The organism is Ruminococcus sp. (assembly GCF_017549005.1).
Classification (GTDB): Bacteria; Bacillota; Clostridia; order Oscillospirales; family Ruminococcaceae; genus Ruminococcus.
Window position 1 is genome coordinate 61447 of the sequence record NZ_JAFYYT010000007.1, and the last position, 16743, is coordinate 78189.

10 protein-coding genes and 4 tRNA genes are annotated in these 16743 nt (G+C 42.9%); 4 read left to right on the top strand and 10 right to left on the bottom strand.

What is annotated here, in order from left to right:
* Window positions 1–290 precede the first annotated feature (290 nt).
* The 5 genes from IKW96_RS03100 to epsC form a co-directional block, all read right to left on the bottom strand.
* Window positions 291–361, bottom strand: a tRNA-Cys gene (locus IKW96_RS03100).
* A 5-nt stretch (window positions 362–366) separates the two neighbouring features.
* Window positions 367–442: transfer RNA gene (locus tag IKW96_RS03105), tRNA-Gly, on the bottom strand.
* 4 nt (window positions 443–446) lie between these two features.
* Window positions 447–523, bottom strand: a tRNA-Asp gene (locus IKW96_RS03110).
* 7 nt (window positions 524–530) lie between these two features.
* Window positions 531–606: transfer RNA gene (locus tag IKW96_RS03115), tRNA-Val, on the bottom strand.
* 157 nt (window positions 607–763) lie between these two features.
* The gene (gene epsC / locus IKW96_RS03120) at window positions 764–1720 is read right to left on the bottom strand and encodes a serine O-acetyltransferase EpsC (RefSeq protein WP_296570165.1); all 957 of its coding nucleotides are present in this window, start codon (window positions 1718–1720) and stop codon (window positions 764–766) included.
* A 167-nt stretch (window positions 1721–1887) separates the two neighbouring features.
* Here epsC and IKW96_RS03125 point away from each other — a divergent pair, with 167 nt between their 5' ends.
* On the top strand, window positions 1888–2748 hold the full coding sequence (locus IKW96_RS03125; protein WP_296570168.1) for an ATP-binding protein: 861 nt from the start codon (window positions 1888–1890) through the stop codon (window positions 2746–2748).
* A gap of 54 nt (window positions 2749–2802) precedes the next feature.
* Here IKW96_RS03125 and IKW96_RS03130 read toward each other — a convergent pair whose 3' ends face one another.
* The gene (locus IKW96_RS03130; protein ID WP_296570170.1) at window positions 2803–4899 is read right to left on the bottom strand and encodes a glutamine synthetase III; all 2097 of its coding nucleotides are present in this window, start codon (window positions 4897–4899) and stop codon (window positions 2803–2805) included.
* Window positions 4900–5135: 236 nt separating this feature from the next.
* Window positions 5136–7073, bottom strand: a complete 1938-nt coding sequence (locus IKW96_RS03135; protein ID WP_296570173.1) for a nucleoside-diphosphate sugar epimerase/dehydratase — start codon at window positions 7071–7073, stop codon at window positions 5136–5138.
* A 595-nt stretch (window positions 7074–7668) separates the two neighbouring features.
* Here IKW96_RS03135 and IKW96_RS03140 point away from each other — a divergent pair.
* The 3 genes from IKW96_RS03140 (at window position 7669) to IKW96_RS03150 (ending at window position 12497) form a co-directional block, all read left to right on the top strand.
* Window positions 7669–10014: a hypothetical protein gene (locus IKW96_RS03140; RefSeq protein ID WP_296570175.1), complete on the top strand. Its 2346-nt coding sequence runs from the start codon at window positions 7669–7671 to the stop codon at window positions 10012–10014.
* Between the two features lie 246 nt (window positions 10015–10260).
* A complete protein-coding gene (locus tag IKW96_RS03145; protein WP_296570176.1) occupies window positions 10261–11874 on the top strand; it encodes a histidine kinase N-terminal 7TM domain-containing protein in 1614 nt (537 codons plus the stop codon).
* Window positions 11871–12497, top strand: coding sequence for a response regulator transcription factor (locus IKW96_RS03150; RefSeq protein WP_296570177.1), 627 nt, complete (start codon window positions 11871–11873; stop codon window positions 12495–12497). The genes IKW96_RS03145 and IKW96_RS03150 overlap by 4 nt, the downstream gene beginning before the upstream one ends.
* 65 nt (window positions 12498–12562) lie before the next feature.
* Here IKW96_RS03150 and IKW96_RS03155 read toward each other — a convergent pair whose 3' ends face one another.
* Genes IKW96_RS03155 through IKW96_RS03165 form a run of 3 tightly spaced genes read right to left on the bottom strand, consistent with a single transcriptional unit; the run spans window position 12563 to window position 16664 of the window.
* Window positions 12563–13216: a hypothetical protein gene (locus tag IKW96_RS03155; RefSeq protein WP_296570179.1), complete on the bottom strand. Its 654-nt coding sequence runs from the start codon at window positions 13214–13216 to the stop codon at window positions 12563–12565.
* A 32-nt stretch (window positions 13217–13248) separates the two neighbouring features.
* Entirely contained in the window at window positions 13249–15984 is a 2736-nt protein-coding gene (locus tag IKW96_RS03160) for an ABC transporter permease (RefSeq protein WP_296570181.1), read from the bottom strand.
* Complete coding sequence (locus tag IKW96_RS03165) at window positions 15981–16664, bottom strand: ABC transporter ATP-binding protein (RefSeq protein WP_296570184.1); 684 nt, start codon at window positions 16662–16664, stop codon at window positions 15981–15983. The genes IKW96_RS03160 and IKW96_RS03165 overlap by 4 nt, the downstream gene beginning before the upstream one ends.
* Window positions 16665–16743 lie beyond the last annotated feature (79 nt).

Consider the following 16743-nt stretch of genomic DNA (forward strand, 5'->3'; position numbering starts at 1 on the left):
AGAAAATCAACAGATTATACTGCATTAATAACTATTTTCTTAAATCCGAGCCAAAAGCCCATACAATATAATTATATATTATTTCGCGATAATATTCAAGAGGTTTTTACGAAAAAAATAATATTCTGAGAACAAATTATATCATTAACGAACAAATGTCAAGTTTTATGTAAGAGCATAACATAAAAAATGCTTTAAAAATGCCAGTATAATGAAAAAACGCTTCTTCAAAGCGAAGAAACGTACTCTACACAAAATAAAAAGCACCTGCTTTTGCAAGTGCTTAGGAGAGGCGCCACCCAGATTTGAACTGGGGATCAGGGTGTTGCAGACCCACGCCTTACCACTTGGCTATAGCGCCGTCTTTGGAGCGGATTACGAGGCTCGAACTCGCTACCTCCACCTTGGCAAGGTGGCGCTCTACCAGATGAGCTAAATCCGCATAATGGCGACCCCGAACAGATTCGAACTGTCGACCTCCTGCGTGACAGGCAGGCGTTCTAACCAACTGAACTACGAGGCCAAAGAATTGGTGGGGACTACAGGGCTCGAACCTGTGACCCTCTGCTTGTAAGGCAGATGCTCTCCCAGCTGAGCTAAACCCCCACGCTTTCTTCCGTTCATCGGTTAATCAGTTCCGACGACTTTAATATTATACCACGACATTGATGACTTGTCAAGCCTTTTTTTGAATTTTTTCAAAAAAATTTCTCCTCATTTTTTTAGCCGCGGTATTTCGGGCATAATAGCGCGAAATATACTTTTAAATGATATAAAACCATGTCTCGTCAGGGTCAAGATCAGAACTGTGTACAAGATTTGACGAGTCAAAATTAAAGCGAAGCTCCTGATTTTTTATGCTCACCTTTGCTCCGGCAGGAACTGAACGGGTAATAAATGCATTACCTCCGATAACAGCGTTTTTGCCGACAACCGTTTCACCGCCGAGGATAGAAGCTCCTGAGTAGATAGTAACATTGTCCTCGATAGTAGGATGACGCTTCTTGTTGCGGAGAGACTGTCCCCCTCTTGTTGAAAGAGCACCGAGCGTAACTCCCTGATATACCTTGACATAGTCCCCTATCTCCGTCGTTTCACCGATAACTATGCCCGTACCGTGGTCTATAAAGAAATATTTTCCTATAGTAGCTCCAGGGTGTATGTCGATACCCGTCTTACTGTGGGCATGCTCGGTCATTACACGTGGTATGAGCGGTACTCCAAGCAAAAAAAGCTCATGTGCAAGACGATTTACAAGTATAGCGTACAGTCCCGGATAAGAATAGATTATCTCATCCTTATTGTATGCGGCAGGATCCCCGTCGTATGCAGCCTGCACATCTGTTTCGATAAGCGCTCTTATTTTCGGAATCTTGCCGAGAAACTCAAAAGTTATACGCTCGGCAGCTTCATTTACTTCATTTTCGCTGAGAGAAACATATTTTTCATCATATCGGAGCACAATGCTTATCTGTCTGATAAGCTTGAATATAACGTCCTCAAGTATCATGGAGATATTGTTTCTCACAGTGTAGACTCTATAGCTGCGGTTGCGGAAATAGCCCGGAAAAACTATACGTCTGAGGGCTTCGATTATTTCAACTATATCTTCATTGTCAGGGTGATCGAAGGTCTTGACCTCGTCGATAGTTCTGTTATCCTCATAATCCGCAAGTATCTCTTTAGTGAGTGAGTTTATATTTTCTTCAAGCTTATGCATTAGCTCCACCTCATTTTTATTGTATTACTGCATATTTATTATACTGTATTTTTCATACATAGTCAATAGGCTTTATATGTAACTTGCCAAAATAGGGCTCTCCGTCTTGACATACTTGATATTTCGCTGTATATTTAGTATATAATATGAGTAAGGCGAGGATTATTATGAACAACAGTATAGACGATTCGATCACTGGCGAGTTCAGCAAATGTATATGGTCTAAGTTCCGTAAGGGTATCGAGGAATACAGACTGATTGAAAACGGCGACAGGATCTCTGTCTGTATCTCTGGCGGCAAAGACTCGATGCTTATGGCTAAATGCATACAAAGGCTGCAAAAATACGGCGAAATAAGCTTTTCTGCCGAATATACCGTCATGGATCCGGGATATACAGCAGAAAACAGAGCAAAAATAATCAGTAATGCCGAAAAGTTAGGGATACCGATAAAAATATACAATACGCGCATTTTCGAGTCCGCCGCAAAAGAAAAGAAGCACCCCTGTTTCCTTTGCGCAAGGCTCAGGCGCGGCTGGCTGTACAAAAACGCTCAGGAGCTGGGCTGCAACAAGATAGCTCTCGGTCATCACTTTGACGACGTGATAGAAACGATACTTATGGGAATGCTCTACGGCTCACAGATACAAACTATGATGCCTAAGCTCCACAGTGAGAATTACAATGTGCAGCTCATACGACCTCTGTATCTCATACGCGAGGCCGACATCATCAGGTGGACGGAATATAACAGTCTTTCTTTCATACAGTGTGCCTGCATGACTACAAAAGACGAGGGAAGCTCAAAAAGGGCGGAGATAAAGCAGCTTCTCAGGCAGCTCCGAGCGGTAAATCCCGCAGTGGATATGAACATTTTCAGAAGTGTTGAGAATGTTAATCTCCAGACACTCATATCATACCACAGAGGCGGAAATAGTCATCACTTTCTTGACGATTTTGACGAGGGGCTCAGCATAAAAGGCACAAACAAGTTCTCTGACAAAACGCTAAAGGCTGATATTTTTTAAAGAAAAGACCTGTGAGAGCACTTAATCTCTCACAGGTCCTTATTTTATCTGTTATTATACATTGTAGATAATCTCGGAATATGCAGGTATAGGCCACTTAGCCGCAGGCATATTGAGCTCAATCTCGTCGGCAATGCTTCTCATTATATCCATTTCGGCAAGAACCACATCATGGAAGAACTCTGCCTGTTTCTGAATGCCTGAAACTGAATTTGCTTCTGTAACACGAGTTTCAAGGCGCTCTATGGACTCATAGAAACGGTCCGCAAGCTCATTGAGCTTCTTTGCTATCTTTTCATCTGTATTGCAGGTAAAGCCTATCTGCTTCTTTGTGGCAATAGCCTCGCAGAGAGACTGAACATAGTCCATAGTTGCAGGAAGAAGCTGCTTCCTTGCCATTTCTATCATGGTACGTGCCTCGATACGAACAGTCTTTGAGTACTTTTCAAGGTGTATCTCTGTTCTTGCTGCTACCTCATTCTGGTTGTATATCTCAAACTTGCGGAATATACGTACATTTTTCTCGTCCATATAATGAGGCATACAGTCAACAGTTGAAGCATAGTTGGGAAGGCCTCTTCTCTCAGCTTCCTTTACCCACTCCTCGGAGTATCCGTCACCGTTGAATATGATCCTTCTGTGCTCCTTGATAACTGTCTTTAACAGCTTTCTTACCTCTGCGTCAAAGTTATCCTTGCCCTTGAACGGTTCAAGTATCTCAGTGAACTGGCTGAGCTCCTCGCAGACGATAGTATTTAGAAGAACATTGGGGCAGGCAATATTATCGGAAGAACCAACCATTCTGAACTCAAAGCGGTTTCCTGTGAATGCAAACGGCGATGTTCTGTTTCTGTCAGTTGAATCCTTCGGGAATGACGGCAGAGCGTCAACGCCTATCTTGAAGGCACGAGCCTTTGTCTTGTATACTGCGTCGTCCTCAATAGCCTGAAGAACCGCTTCAAGCTCTTCGCCGAGGAACATAGAGACGATAGCAGGAGGAGCTTCGTCCGCACCGAGTCTGTGATCGTTTCCGGCTGAAGCTGCAGAAAGTCTCATAAGATCGGCATACTCGTCAACACCCTTGATAAGGGCACAGAGTATGGTAAGGAACTGTAGATTATCCATAGGAGTATCGCCGGGGTCGAGAAGGTTCTGTCCGTCATTTGTGGACATAGACCAGTTATTGTGCTTACCCGAGCCGTTTACTCCCTCAAAAGGCTTTTCATGGAGCAGACAAACAAGACCGTGCTTGAGAGCGACCTTTTCCATGACCTCCATAGCAAGCTCGTTCTGATCTGTTCCGAGATTGGAAGTAGTAAATATAGGAGCCATTTCATGCTGTGCGGGAGCAACTTCGTTATGTTTTGTCTTTGAATAGATGCCCAGTTTCCAGAGTTCCTCGTCGAGCTCTGCCATATATGCGGCAACTCTCGGACGAAGATTTGCAAAGTACTGATCGTCGAGATCCTGTCCCTTTGGCGGCTTTGCACCGAAAAGAGTTCTTCCCGTAAGAATAAGATCCTCACGCTGATCGTACATCTTCTTATCTATAAGGAAATATTCCTGTTCAGCTCCGACTGTTGAAGTGACTCTTGTTACTCTGTCGTTTCCGAAAAGCTTGAGGAAACGAACGGCAGTCTTGCTGAGTGCCTGCATTGAACGGAGAAGAGGAGTCTTTTTGTCAAGAACTTCTCCTGTATATGAAACAAATACTGTAGGGATATAAAGGCTTCCCTCTTTTACGAAGCAGTAGGATGTAGGATCCCATGCCGTATAGCCTCTTGCGGAGCTTGTTCTTCTGAGTCCGCCTGATGGGAAGGATGAAGCGTCAGGCTCGCCCTTTACAAGCGCCTTGCCTGAAAATTCCATTATCGCCATACCGTTCGGCGCCGGACTTATGAAGCAGTCATGCTTCTCGGCTGTTGAGCCCGTCATAGGCTGGAACCAATGAGTATAATGAGTTGCGCCTCTTTCGATAGCCCATTCCTTAATGGTGTTGGCTACAACATCGGCAGTTTCCATATCTGCCAAAGGCTCGTTGTTCTGCATAGTTCTCTTGAGAGCTCTGTAGACATTCTTCGGCAGTCTCGTCTTCATGACATCTTCATTGAACACATTGCAGGCAAAAATCTCGGGAATATTTACTGACATATATTTTCCTCCTCAGAGCTTATTAGCTCATATAAACAATACTCCATCATAATTCAAAATTATACCACTGAGCCGCCGCTTTGTCAATATATACTCTCTGCACTGAAACGTATTTTTCATCTTGGTACAAAATATCACAGTTATAGTCAGTAAAAAGGTGTATTCTGACAACAGCGGACATAAAACTGCTGCCGTTCAGATGAACGGCAGCAAACTGATATTTTTGTATTTTTTCATTAAGCCGACTCAACAACACTTTCGAGCTTTTCGTTTCTGAGCTCCTTGGTGTTGAACTCTTCGGGAGTCGTAAATGTAGGTACCATTGAATGAAGCGCAAATACTGCAAGGGCTTCGTCATTTTTCAATGCCGCGTTACGAAGGTCGTTCAGACGCATCGGGAATGAAGCTTCATCTATCTCAATCTGCTTACCGATAAAGATAAGCTTATTTGATGTCTTCTGAAGTCCTTCTTCATTCATTAGAAGCTCTTCCTTTATCTTTTCACCCGGACGAAGTCCTGTAAATACGATATCAACATCCTTGTAAGGCTCTTTTCCGTACATACGGATGAGATTTTCCGCAAGAGTAACTATCTTCACGGGCTTGCCCATGTCCAGTACGAATATCTCGCCGCCGTTTGCAATAGCAGCAGCTTCCATTACAAGATTGACCGCCTCAGGTATAGTCATAAAGTAACGGATTATATCAGGGTGAGTAACAGTTACAGGTCTTCCCTGCTCTATCTGCTTCTTGAAAAGCGGTATCACAGAGCCGTTTGAACCGAGAACATTGCCGAAACGTGTGGTCACAAACTCTGTTCTGCCCTCTTTCTGCTGTGCGAGATACTGAACTATCATTTCGCAGCATCTCTTTGAAGCTCCCATGACATTTGTGGGATTTACAGCCTTATCCGTGGATATCATCACGAACTTCTCAACATTGTGGAACTGTGCAAGGGTCGCAACATTGAAAGTTCCGATGATATTATTCTTTATAGCCTCCATAGGCGAAGATTCCATAAGCGGAACGTGTTTATGAGCAGCTGCATGGAAAACAACATCGGGCTTGTATGTACAGAATATCTGATTCATGCGGTAATAATCCCTTACCGAAGCAATGAGAGTCACAAGTGAAAGCTCGTCGCCGTACTCCATTCTGAGCTCCTGCTCGATATCGTAAGCATTATTCTCGTAGATATCCACAATTATAATGCGGCTCGGGTCGTACTTTGCTATCTGTCTCACAAGCTCGGAGCCTATACTTCCGCCGCCGCCTGTAACCATGCAGACCTTGCCGCCGATAAAGCTCCTGATATCCGTGTTATCAAACTTTATCGGATCACGGCCGAGAAGATCCTCGACCTTTATATCACGTATCTGATGGATTATAGTCTTGTTCTCGTCGTCAAACACAAGGTTTCCGATAAAAGGAACTACCTTTACGGGCACATCTGTTTCAGTACATATGTCAAGGATACGCTTGCGCTCGTCCTCAAGACATGACGGGATAGCAAACAATATCTGCTCAATTCTCTTGTCTTTGACGAATTTGCTGATCTCAGCCGTAGTTCCGATGATCTCGACACCTTCTATTTCAGTGCCTATCTTATCGCGGTCATCGTCAATGATGCAAACAGGATCAAAGACAGTTACCTGCTTATCATCCGAATAGGGAGAATGCTTTGCATTGTATATCTCTTTCAGGATAGTCCTGCAGGCTTGTCCGCCGCCGATGACCATTGTGCGCTTGCCTTTCAGTGATTTACTGTCGGATATGGTTATCATCGTTCTCTTGAAAAGATAACGGAACAGGCAGATCGCACATATGAAGATCCCCATGTGGAACAGCGAGAATGCAGGATAGAATGATTCATCTATCATATAAACTATCGCAGACGAAGCAACAATACCTATTACTGCTCCGTACACACAGCTAAGATAATCCCTGCGGTTAAAATATCTCCAGAGCTTGCTGTACGCGCCTGCTATCATCAGACCGCCGATACAGCACATCGAACTCACAGCGATCAGAATAACAAGAGCCGCTTCTTCAATGTCAAGTCCCCGGAAAGAGAGTATAAAATTAGCGATAAGTGCCGATACCCCAACAAAAAAAACGTCCGCTCCTGCAAGAATCAACTTTCTGATCTTAAAAATACCGAGAAGTTTCTTCATAGTATAATCCCTCCAAAATCACAAAAATAAGTGATAAATAATACTTCGTATCAAGGAAAGACCATAGCTGCAAATAAGACCAAAATTTATAAGAAATATACGAAATATTTTATGCGTATATTACGCCCTTCTATGTTTATATGATTTTATTATACTTACTGTTTCTTTAAAAATCAATATAAAAAAAAGAATCCATAAAAATCGCAAACAAAAATCAGCAGAATAAACAAAACGCGCATATCATTTAAGTGGTTTATATATTAATATGTTCTATCACATTTTTATCACAAGTATAACACATTCAGCATTTTACGTTCTGTTATTATTTAAATATAAATCTTTAAGCATTCATATTACATAAAAAATTCTATATATATGCAAAACCATGTCATCTATTTACTATTATAGCATCTCACATTACTTATTTCAAGCTATATCGTTAAATTAACAGAAAGTACCAGCGCTCCTTAAATAAAAAAGTGACAAATGTCACTCCTAATGTGACAAATATCATCTATCAAATCATTCGATGAAGTGTTATTATGTAATCACAGTAAAGAAAAACAACATTGATCTCTTAGAAAGGATGATATAAATGTTACGCATAACCCTGTTGATCACATTCCTTATCGCTGTCCCTTTTGCAGTCCCGTTCATTGTTATCGGACTTGTAAAACAGTCTGATAAGCAGAAGAGCGCTCAGAACGGAGGTAATCCGCCTCAGGCACAGCAAAAACAGATCAAAAAGCACGACATGACTGTTTCCAATGTTCTCTTCCTTATCGGCACTATATTTGTAGTTCTTTCGGGGCTTGCATTCGGAGTTGCCAGCTGGGTTCATACCACCCATACAGGCAGAGCAGCGATAATAGCTGCCGCAGCAGCTGTTTCATACATTCTCAGCGCTGTTATCGGAAAATTTCTCAAACTTTCGGGAACTTCCATTTCATTTTATATGCTCGGCACTGGTTTTACCGCAACAACGCTCCTCACAGCAGGCTATTACAAGCTCATGGGCGAGTGGCTGTCATTCAGCGGCGGCGGACTTTACGCCCTCCTCGCTTTAGCTGCAGTTACCACGACTATCCTGCTCCTTACCGGCTTCGCTGTATTCAAAAAGAACGGCCTTGTTTACGCAGCTCTTTCCACTGCTGCATATTCGGTATTCTGCGTAGTATTTCAGTTTTGCAGCACTTTTGAGAGCAAAGGCATGGCTTTCATTATAATTTCATCAGTAATACTTGCGCTCCTTTACGGAACCAAAACATTTAACGGCAGGAAGTTCGAGCTCCCGTTCAGAATAACCGGCTCCGTCACAGCATTTGTTTTCGGCTCGGTTTCTGTGCTTTACGTTTTCTCAAGTCTTCGCCATCCGACAGCTTCAAGCTTCATCATAGTTGCTCTCATAATCGCACAGCTCGTTATCTACGGCGTTAAATACCAAAATATCGTCCTTATCGCAAGCGAATCTATATCCGCAATTCTACTGGCTTACATGATCACAATGAGCGTTCTCGAAACAGCAGATGACAGGTATGGTATCGTGATTTTTGCTGTCCTTTCTGTAATTATCTATCTCGCACACCGCTTCACAAAGCTTTTAAACAATATCGCTACAGAGTCAATCACTCTCGCAAATATGGTAAGTTCAGCATTTATTGCAATTTTCTCAGTAACAAAAGCACATTTTGTACCCGAGATCATCATCGGTCTTGCAGTATCAGCTCTCATCACAGTCTATGTGTTCCACAAGAATATTATCGTACAGAGGATCGCAGGCATCGCAGCTCCCTTATTTGCCTGCTGTAACGCTTTCTCGGCAATGAAGATAATGCCTTCCGGCATGAAGCATTCAGATTCGATAGTCGCTTCAGTATTTATATCCGTGATCCTTGCTGCAACAGCACTTTTCATCTTTCTTCCGAAGATTGCTTTCAACTTCCATGCAAAACACCCTCGCAGAAGCGACGCTATACTTTATGCCAACCTTGTTGCAACAGGAATATTCCTCTATGAAATGGCAATGTACGATACTCTCTTCATAATCACTCTCCTTCTCTGCATTATTCATTTTGCTCTCTCAAACAGAGTAAAATCCAATATCACAGCTCTTATTCCTTCAATTTCGGTTATTATAACAGTTTATGAGGCACTCAGCCGCATCTGCGGCAGGGACAGCTTACAGTTCGTTCTCGGACTTATGGCGCTGGCTATAGCTTATATGGCGATATCAAGATTTGTGTACCACGACGGTATATTCACAAAGAAAAACGACAAGTTCATACTTGACCCCATGATAATGACTGTATGGCTTGCTATCGGATGTATGTACCAGCCCGTCAGAATGAACGCTTTCTTTGCCCTCATCGCAACTGCAGTATATGCAGCTTCATTCATCAAAAAGAACACCTCCAGGCCTATGGCTGCTATTCTCCTTACAGTTTCATCTGTACTCGCAGCAGCAGCTCTTATGACAAGGCCTTATCTCGTACCTGATTCAAAGGCAGTTTCAAGCAAGATAAACATCGCGATAATCGCTCTCCTTGGTATTGCCTGCCGCTATATATGGAGAGAGTTCAAAAACGCTTCAAGGTTTGCGTCCGAAAGCATATTCATCACATCGATAGCAGCTCTGCTTTTTGACACCCTCTACTTCGACACGGCAGCAAATACTATCTTCTCAATGTCGGTTATGCTGGTGATACTCATAATCTCCATCAGCACAAGGTCAAAGACCTGGTTTGCAGCGGCTTCAATCTCACTTTTCACAATCACCGTCTATGCAACAAGAGAATACCTCATGGCTCTGAACTGGTGGATATACCTCTTTATTGCAGGAATAATCCTCATCGGTATCGCAGCAGGCAACGAATACTGCAAGAAGAACAACGAGACCATAAAATCATCGGTTGTAAAGAAATTCAGTGGCTGGACATGGTAAAAAATCGGCGCTCCGCAACAGTGGGGCGCTGAACTTTTGCAGTTTTATATTGTTCAGTATTATTAATAACACGTTAATTTTTTATATTAATGTTGCAATCTTCCAATTTATGTGATATAATGTTCGTAAATCGAACATTATTTACAATTTCAACGTCACTACAGATATGCAGACCTTAGATCTGCTCCCTGCAATCGGACAATTATATCATATAATTTAAAGTCTGCCTATACTGCGAGGTGTATTATGACTGCAAATATTATTTCGGCTGTATTTCTTACACTTGGTCTGTGCGGTATGCTTGGTTCCGTCACGTGGATACTGAGGCGCGGAAACAGGAACAGACTCACTCACCTGTTTATTAGCTGTCAGCTTTCTATTGTACTGTGGCTTATTTCCGAGCTCCTTATCCTCTGGTCAGTCAATACCGAACAGCTGTGGGGAAGCTACCTTATAGGAAATATCGGCATAAGCTTTTTCGGACCTCTTTGGCTCATGCTTTCGGCAGAATATGTCAGCGCGAGCAAAAAGCTCAAACACATCATGCATATACTTCCTCTTGTCTCGCTCACCTCTATTGCCCTGATAATTGCAAATCCCCGCCATCATCTGTATTATGCCGAGTTTGACATAAGCAAGGTCACTTACGGACCGCTTTTCTACGTTTTCCAGGCAATATACTACATATGCATCATCACAGGAATTACCATGATATGTCTCAAACATACACGCAGACAGGATCAGATCAGCAAACAATCATTTCTTCTTATATTGTCAGCGGCTATACCTCTTGGCATCAATACTCTTACACTTACAGGAGTTTTCAAGTCATCAATAACGCTTACTCCCCTGTTTTTTGTTTTTTCTAGCCTGCTGATACTCATTGCCCTGGGGAAATACGGGCTTCTCAATATAAACAGCATAGCTATCCGCGATACTATACAGAATATCAACAGCGGAGTTGTTATTTTCGATATAAACGGAACTGTTTCATATAAAAACAAATTCGCGGAAGCTCTTCCGTTTCTCAGGAATATTCTTACTCTGAACGACTTCCTTAAAGAGATTGAAAAAATAACTAATGAGACATTCGACAACGACTTTGAGTCGATAGAGCTTGTCTACAAGGATGAATTCTATAATCTTAAACAGTCCAACTGCGAAAACAAATCCGGAACCAAAGTTGCAAGAGTCGTGACTATCAGCAACGTCACAGAATACCACGAGCTTGCTTCTGCTGAAAAAAAGCTCAGTCTTGAACAGGAACGCAACAGAATAGCTCAGGAAATGCACGACTCGGCAGGTCATACCTTTACAATGATAAGTTCCCTTGCAAAGCTCTTAAAGCATGAGGCACAGCAGAAAAAGCCCTCTTTTGACAAGATGCTGGAAAACATTTCCGAGATAGACGGCTTGTCACGAAGCGGCGTTACCCAGCTTCGCTGTACTATTAACAATCTCCGCGACGATGAATTTATGACTTCTATAACAAAAGCCGTACAGACGGTTACTACAGCTGTAAGAGGCGTGGATATAGAGCTCTGCATACAGGGCGAAGAGGACAAACGCTATAAATTCTGTATAAAGGAAATGTATGATAACTGCCGCGAGACCGTCACCAACGCTCTGCGGTATTCCGAAGCTTCGAGAATAGATATCATACTGAAATTCCTTAACGACCGCGTTGAGCTATATATTCTCGACAACGGCAGGGGCTGCGGCCATATCTCCGAGCATAACGGTCTCAGAGGCATACGTGAAAGAACAGAAGCTCTCGGCGGAACTGTAAGATTCAGCTCTATCGAGGGAGAAGGCTTCAATACCATGATAAAAATACCCGTAAAAGAGGTGCAGATATGATAAAGGTTATATTGGCAGACGACATTCAGATACTGCGCGCAGGTCTGAGTACAGTGCTTGAAAGCGACGATGATATCAAAGTGGTTGGTCAGGCTTCTGACGGCAAGGAGGCTTACGAAATGAGCGTAAGGCTAAAGCCCGATGTCGTTCTCATGGATATGAGAATGCCCGACTACGACGGCGGATACGGCACAAGGAAAATAAAGGATACTCTTCCCGATGTTAAAGTTCTTGTGCTGACCACATTCGACGATAAGGAAACTGTCGACAAAGCTATTGCCAGCGGTGCAGACGGCTACATACTGAAGGAAATGGACAACGACAAGATAATCGGCTCTATCAAGGCTGTTGCAGGCGGAATAAATGTTTTCTGCGATAATATCTTCAGATCCATAAAAAAAGACGTTTATATGCAGCAGGACGCCAGGAATTATGACCTTACAGAGCGCGAGATCGACCTGCTTCGGCTCATTTGTGACGGAGCCGACAATAAAGAGATCGCCTCAAAGCTTTTCCTCGCGGAAGGAACTGTAAGAAACGGGATCTCAAGGCTCCTTGAAAAGCTAGGCCTGAAAGACCGCACCCAGCTTGCAGTCTTTGCTATAAAAAACAACATATTATAACGAAAAGCGGAAGCAATTGCTTCCGCTTTTTCTATGTAATATCCCTTTTATCCCTGTTCATACAGTTAATAAGCTCCCAGATTCACAAAGCGTGACATCAGTAAAGCCAGTACCGCTCCTGCTGCGATGCCCGAAACTATCTGCTTCGTAGTTCTGTACATAACAACAGCCGCAGCAATGAAGATTACGGTATTTACGGCACTCGTTAAGCCGAAGTATAACCAGCCCACTGAAAAACAGCCCTGCGTGAGAAATGCAAATATCAGCGCTGATATTGCAGAAGAGACTAAAGTCGGTCCCTTACCGTACCAGCATATTACCGCCAGCAGCGGCGAAACAAGTGTAAGCCCGTACCATATCATCATATAGCTGCCCGGGTCAAAGCCGCAGAAAAATATGGTATATACATGATATGCCAGGCACATTCCCGCGAAGAAAACAAAGGTATTAACTGCTGCTTTCAACGGCGTAAAACTATATACCGATATGATAAGCGCAATAAGTATCCATACAGGCAGGCATGACAAAACATTTCCGAGGTCAAGCCTGTCTATGAGTTTTCGCCACCATATATCCGAGCCGTATGGAAGCCCGTCCAGCCACTTGGCAATAAATCCCATAGCCAGACCAAAGATACCTATCAGTACTGTATTGCGTACCGAAGCCGCTTTATTCGTTATTGCCAAAGGTTCTCTTACTTTTCTGAGCTTTTCTTTCATTTTACCACCATTTTCTTTATCGGCACAGGATATCAGAGATTTTCATTTTTAAGAGCGTCGATAGTATTGTCCTTCCTGATCTTGCCCATAGAATACATCATCGTTACAAACACTACAAGGAAAACGCTAAGGACCGCGATACCTACAGCCTTCCACGGCATTGTGAACGGAGTGTCTATTCCTCTGTTTATCGCACGGTAAATAAGGTATGTAACTCCTGCCGATGCAGGTATTCCGTACAGAAGTGCCTTTGAACCATAGAGCAGACACTCGAAATTCAGCATTTTTCTCATACCCTTTCGTGTCATTCCCACTGATTTGAGCATTGCAAATTCTCTTCTGCGAAGATTGATATTCGTTGTGATAGTATTGAATACATTCGCAGCCGCAATAAGTGAGATAAGTACGATGAATCCATATGCGAACACCTTTATGATAAGCGTTGCATTCCTGTCATCTTCTATAGACTGTGCGTAATTGTACACGAATGTCTCATCTATCTTCATTTGTTTTATCAAATTTTGCAGTTCTTCATAGCCCTTATCTGTATCGTCGGACTTCATGAAATAGATAAGGCTGTAGGTCTCTTCAAAATTTCCGACCCTCATTTTTTCCCTGAAGCTGTACGGGTAAACCAGTGAATTATCGTATTCTCCTATAAAATAAGGTCTGTCGGGCAGGACCTTTCCTATATTGAGCTGAATGTCATGAACGCATTCTTCGGTCGGTACAACTTTTTCGTCAGTACCGTTGGAATATACAACATAATCACCTTCGTTACTCAAATATGGATATCCTTCCTGCTCATCAAATGCTTCGGTTATCAACGATACATTATCCTTGTTGAAGATGTTGAGACGCACTACTCTTCCTGTTTTTTCGTCAAGCATCATACCGTTGTCAAATGCAACGCCGAGAGGAGCTTCAGCATTATAGAACGCTTCTTCCGAAAGCCCGTACTGATGAAGCATATCGACATATGTTGCGTCATCTATGAATAAGATCGGTGTAAAGAACATCTTATATTCCTCACGCTCCTTATCTCTTTCTTCATAATTATTGAGTGCTTTCGGGTCTATATCATCTTCTGAGACATAGACATCCTGAAATGCTCTGAAAAGATACGACACATCTGTGATATGCTCTGTATTTCTGATAGCTTTCAGAATATCTTCCTGATCTGTGCCATTGCTGACTCTGTTACTCGTATTCCAGTACAATTCATAATCAAAGCTCGCACTGTCGAATGCGTCAGATGAAGCTGCCGTAAGGTAATTTGTGAATGCCGACGCCGAAACAAAAAGCAATATGCTCATAAAGAGGCTTATTATAGTTGCTCTGTACTTCTTTTTGCTACGCTTGAAGTACTTATGTGCGAGAACACCCGGAAGTCCGAAGAGCTTGTATATGAATTTGGGAGTCCTGATGTGCTTTGTCTGCTTTATGTCGGTATTCTGACGGATAGCATCAACCGCCGAGACCTTTGTCGCTCTTTTTGAGGGAATCCATGCAGATATCCTGATAGTTACAAAGGCTATAACAGCCGCTGCGATAAGAGCTGCAGGTGAAATGCAAATACGCAGTTTCTCCGGATAAGAATCATCAGTAAATACCGAGAATCTGCTGCCGAGAGCAAGGAAAGTTATCCACATACCTGCGATTCCGAGGAGTATACCGAGCGGTATACCTACAATGCTTAGGGCTGTACCCTCGAACCTGACCATTTTGCGGAGCTGCTTTCTTGTAGCTCCTATAGAGGAAAGGAGTCCGAACTGCTTCGTTCTCTCGGAAACCGATATTGCAAAAGCGTTATAAATAAGCATTATCGAACCGAACATGATAAGTCCTATAACTATGCAGAAAAGTGCCAATATCACGCCATAGAACGATTCATACCTTGAAACTCCCTTGAATAAGAGAAGCGATGTATTGTTCATGCCTTCAAGAGAATTTTCCTTCTTAAACCCGTAAAGCTCCTTTGGATTATTCATGCGGTAGTATAAATCAAATTCAGTATCATTGCCATATTCATCAGGAACTGTAAATGCTGTATATCCCGGAGCGGAATAGTCTTCCAGGTTAAACGAACGCTTATAGATTCCGACTACAGTGTACTGTCTTTCTTCTCTTACATCAAGGTATTCGGCAGCGAGAACTTCACCGTCATCGCCGTCTGTCGCTCTGAAAGGATTGTTCTGTATGAGTTTAATTCCCTTTATCTCTGATATTCTGTCTCCAACCTCTCCCGCAGTTGACATACCGTATTTTATAAGCTTGACTGGATCGAGCTTTCTGTCGCCGATACCAAGAGAGATACTGTCCCCTTCTTTTAGGTCCACATCGCCGTTCTGTGAAAGATGATCCGGAATGATTATCTCCGTATTGTCCTTCGGCATTCTTCCCGAAATAAGATGAACAGGTATCATGCCGTCCTCATCCTCTTCAAATCCAGAAATATAGAGATATGGCTTGTATGCGTTGGAGCTTCCTATATCAGCATAACCGATATAGGAAAGGACGCCCATATCCTTGATCTTATCTGAATCCTTCAGCTTCATATAAGTGGAATAGTCCGCACTGTCCTCGCGGCCATGCCACTTTCCCTCGGAATACTCCATAAAGCCGATAGCATACTGTCTTACTGAGGCAAAAGATGTGGTTACGGCACATATAAGCGCCGTTGAAAGCATTATGCCGATGATCGTGACAAGAGTCCGTATCTTGTTCTTTTTGAGCGATTTGACCGTGACCTTATCGAATATGTTCATTTGCGTATCACCTCGTCACGAATTATCCTTCCGTCCTCGATGGCAAGTATCCTGTCAGCCTGGAGAGCAATGTTTTCATCATGTGTTATTATTATAAGAGTCTGATTGTACTTCTGATTTGAAAGCTTCAGCAGCTCAACTATCTCCTGACTGTTCCTGCTGTCGAGGTTTCCTGTGGGTTCGTCTGCGAGAACTATTGCAGGAGCATTCATAAGAGCTCTTCCGATAGAAACTCTCTGCTGCTGACCGCCCGAAAGCTGATTGGGAAGATGTCCCTCGCGGCCTTTGAGTTTCAATGTTTCGAGCAGCTCGTTAAGTCTGTCATTATTCACCTGCTGACCGTCCATAAGCACGGGAAGTGTGATATTCTCCGTAACATTGAGCACGGGGATAAGATTATAGAACTGATATATCAAGCCGACCTGTCTGCGGCGGAAAATAGCAAGCTGATCGTCGTCCTGAGCGTAAACGTCGCTGCCGTCCATATATACCTTGCCCGATGTAGGCTTGTCAACTCCGCCGAGAATATGCAGCAATGTGGACTTTCCCGAACCCGAAGGACCGATGATAGCTACAAATTCTCCCTTTGTGACAGAAAAACTCACATTGTCCAGAGCATGGACTTCATTTTCACCGCTGCCATATGTCTTGCATAAATTCTCAACTTTTAAGATCTCCATAATAATTACTCCTTTTCTGAGTTTCTGTGTTTATTCTACCATGTCAATATGACTTTACGGTGACTCGAAAATAACAAAA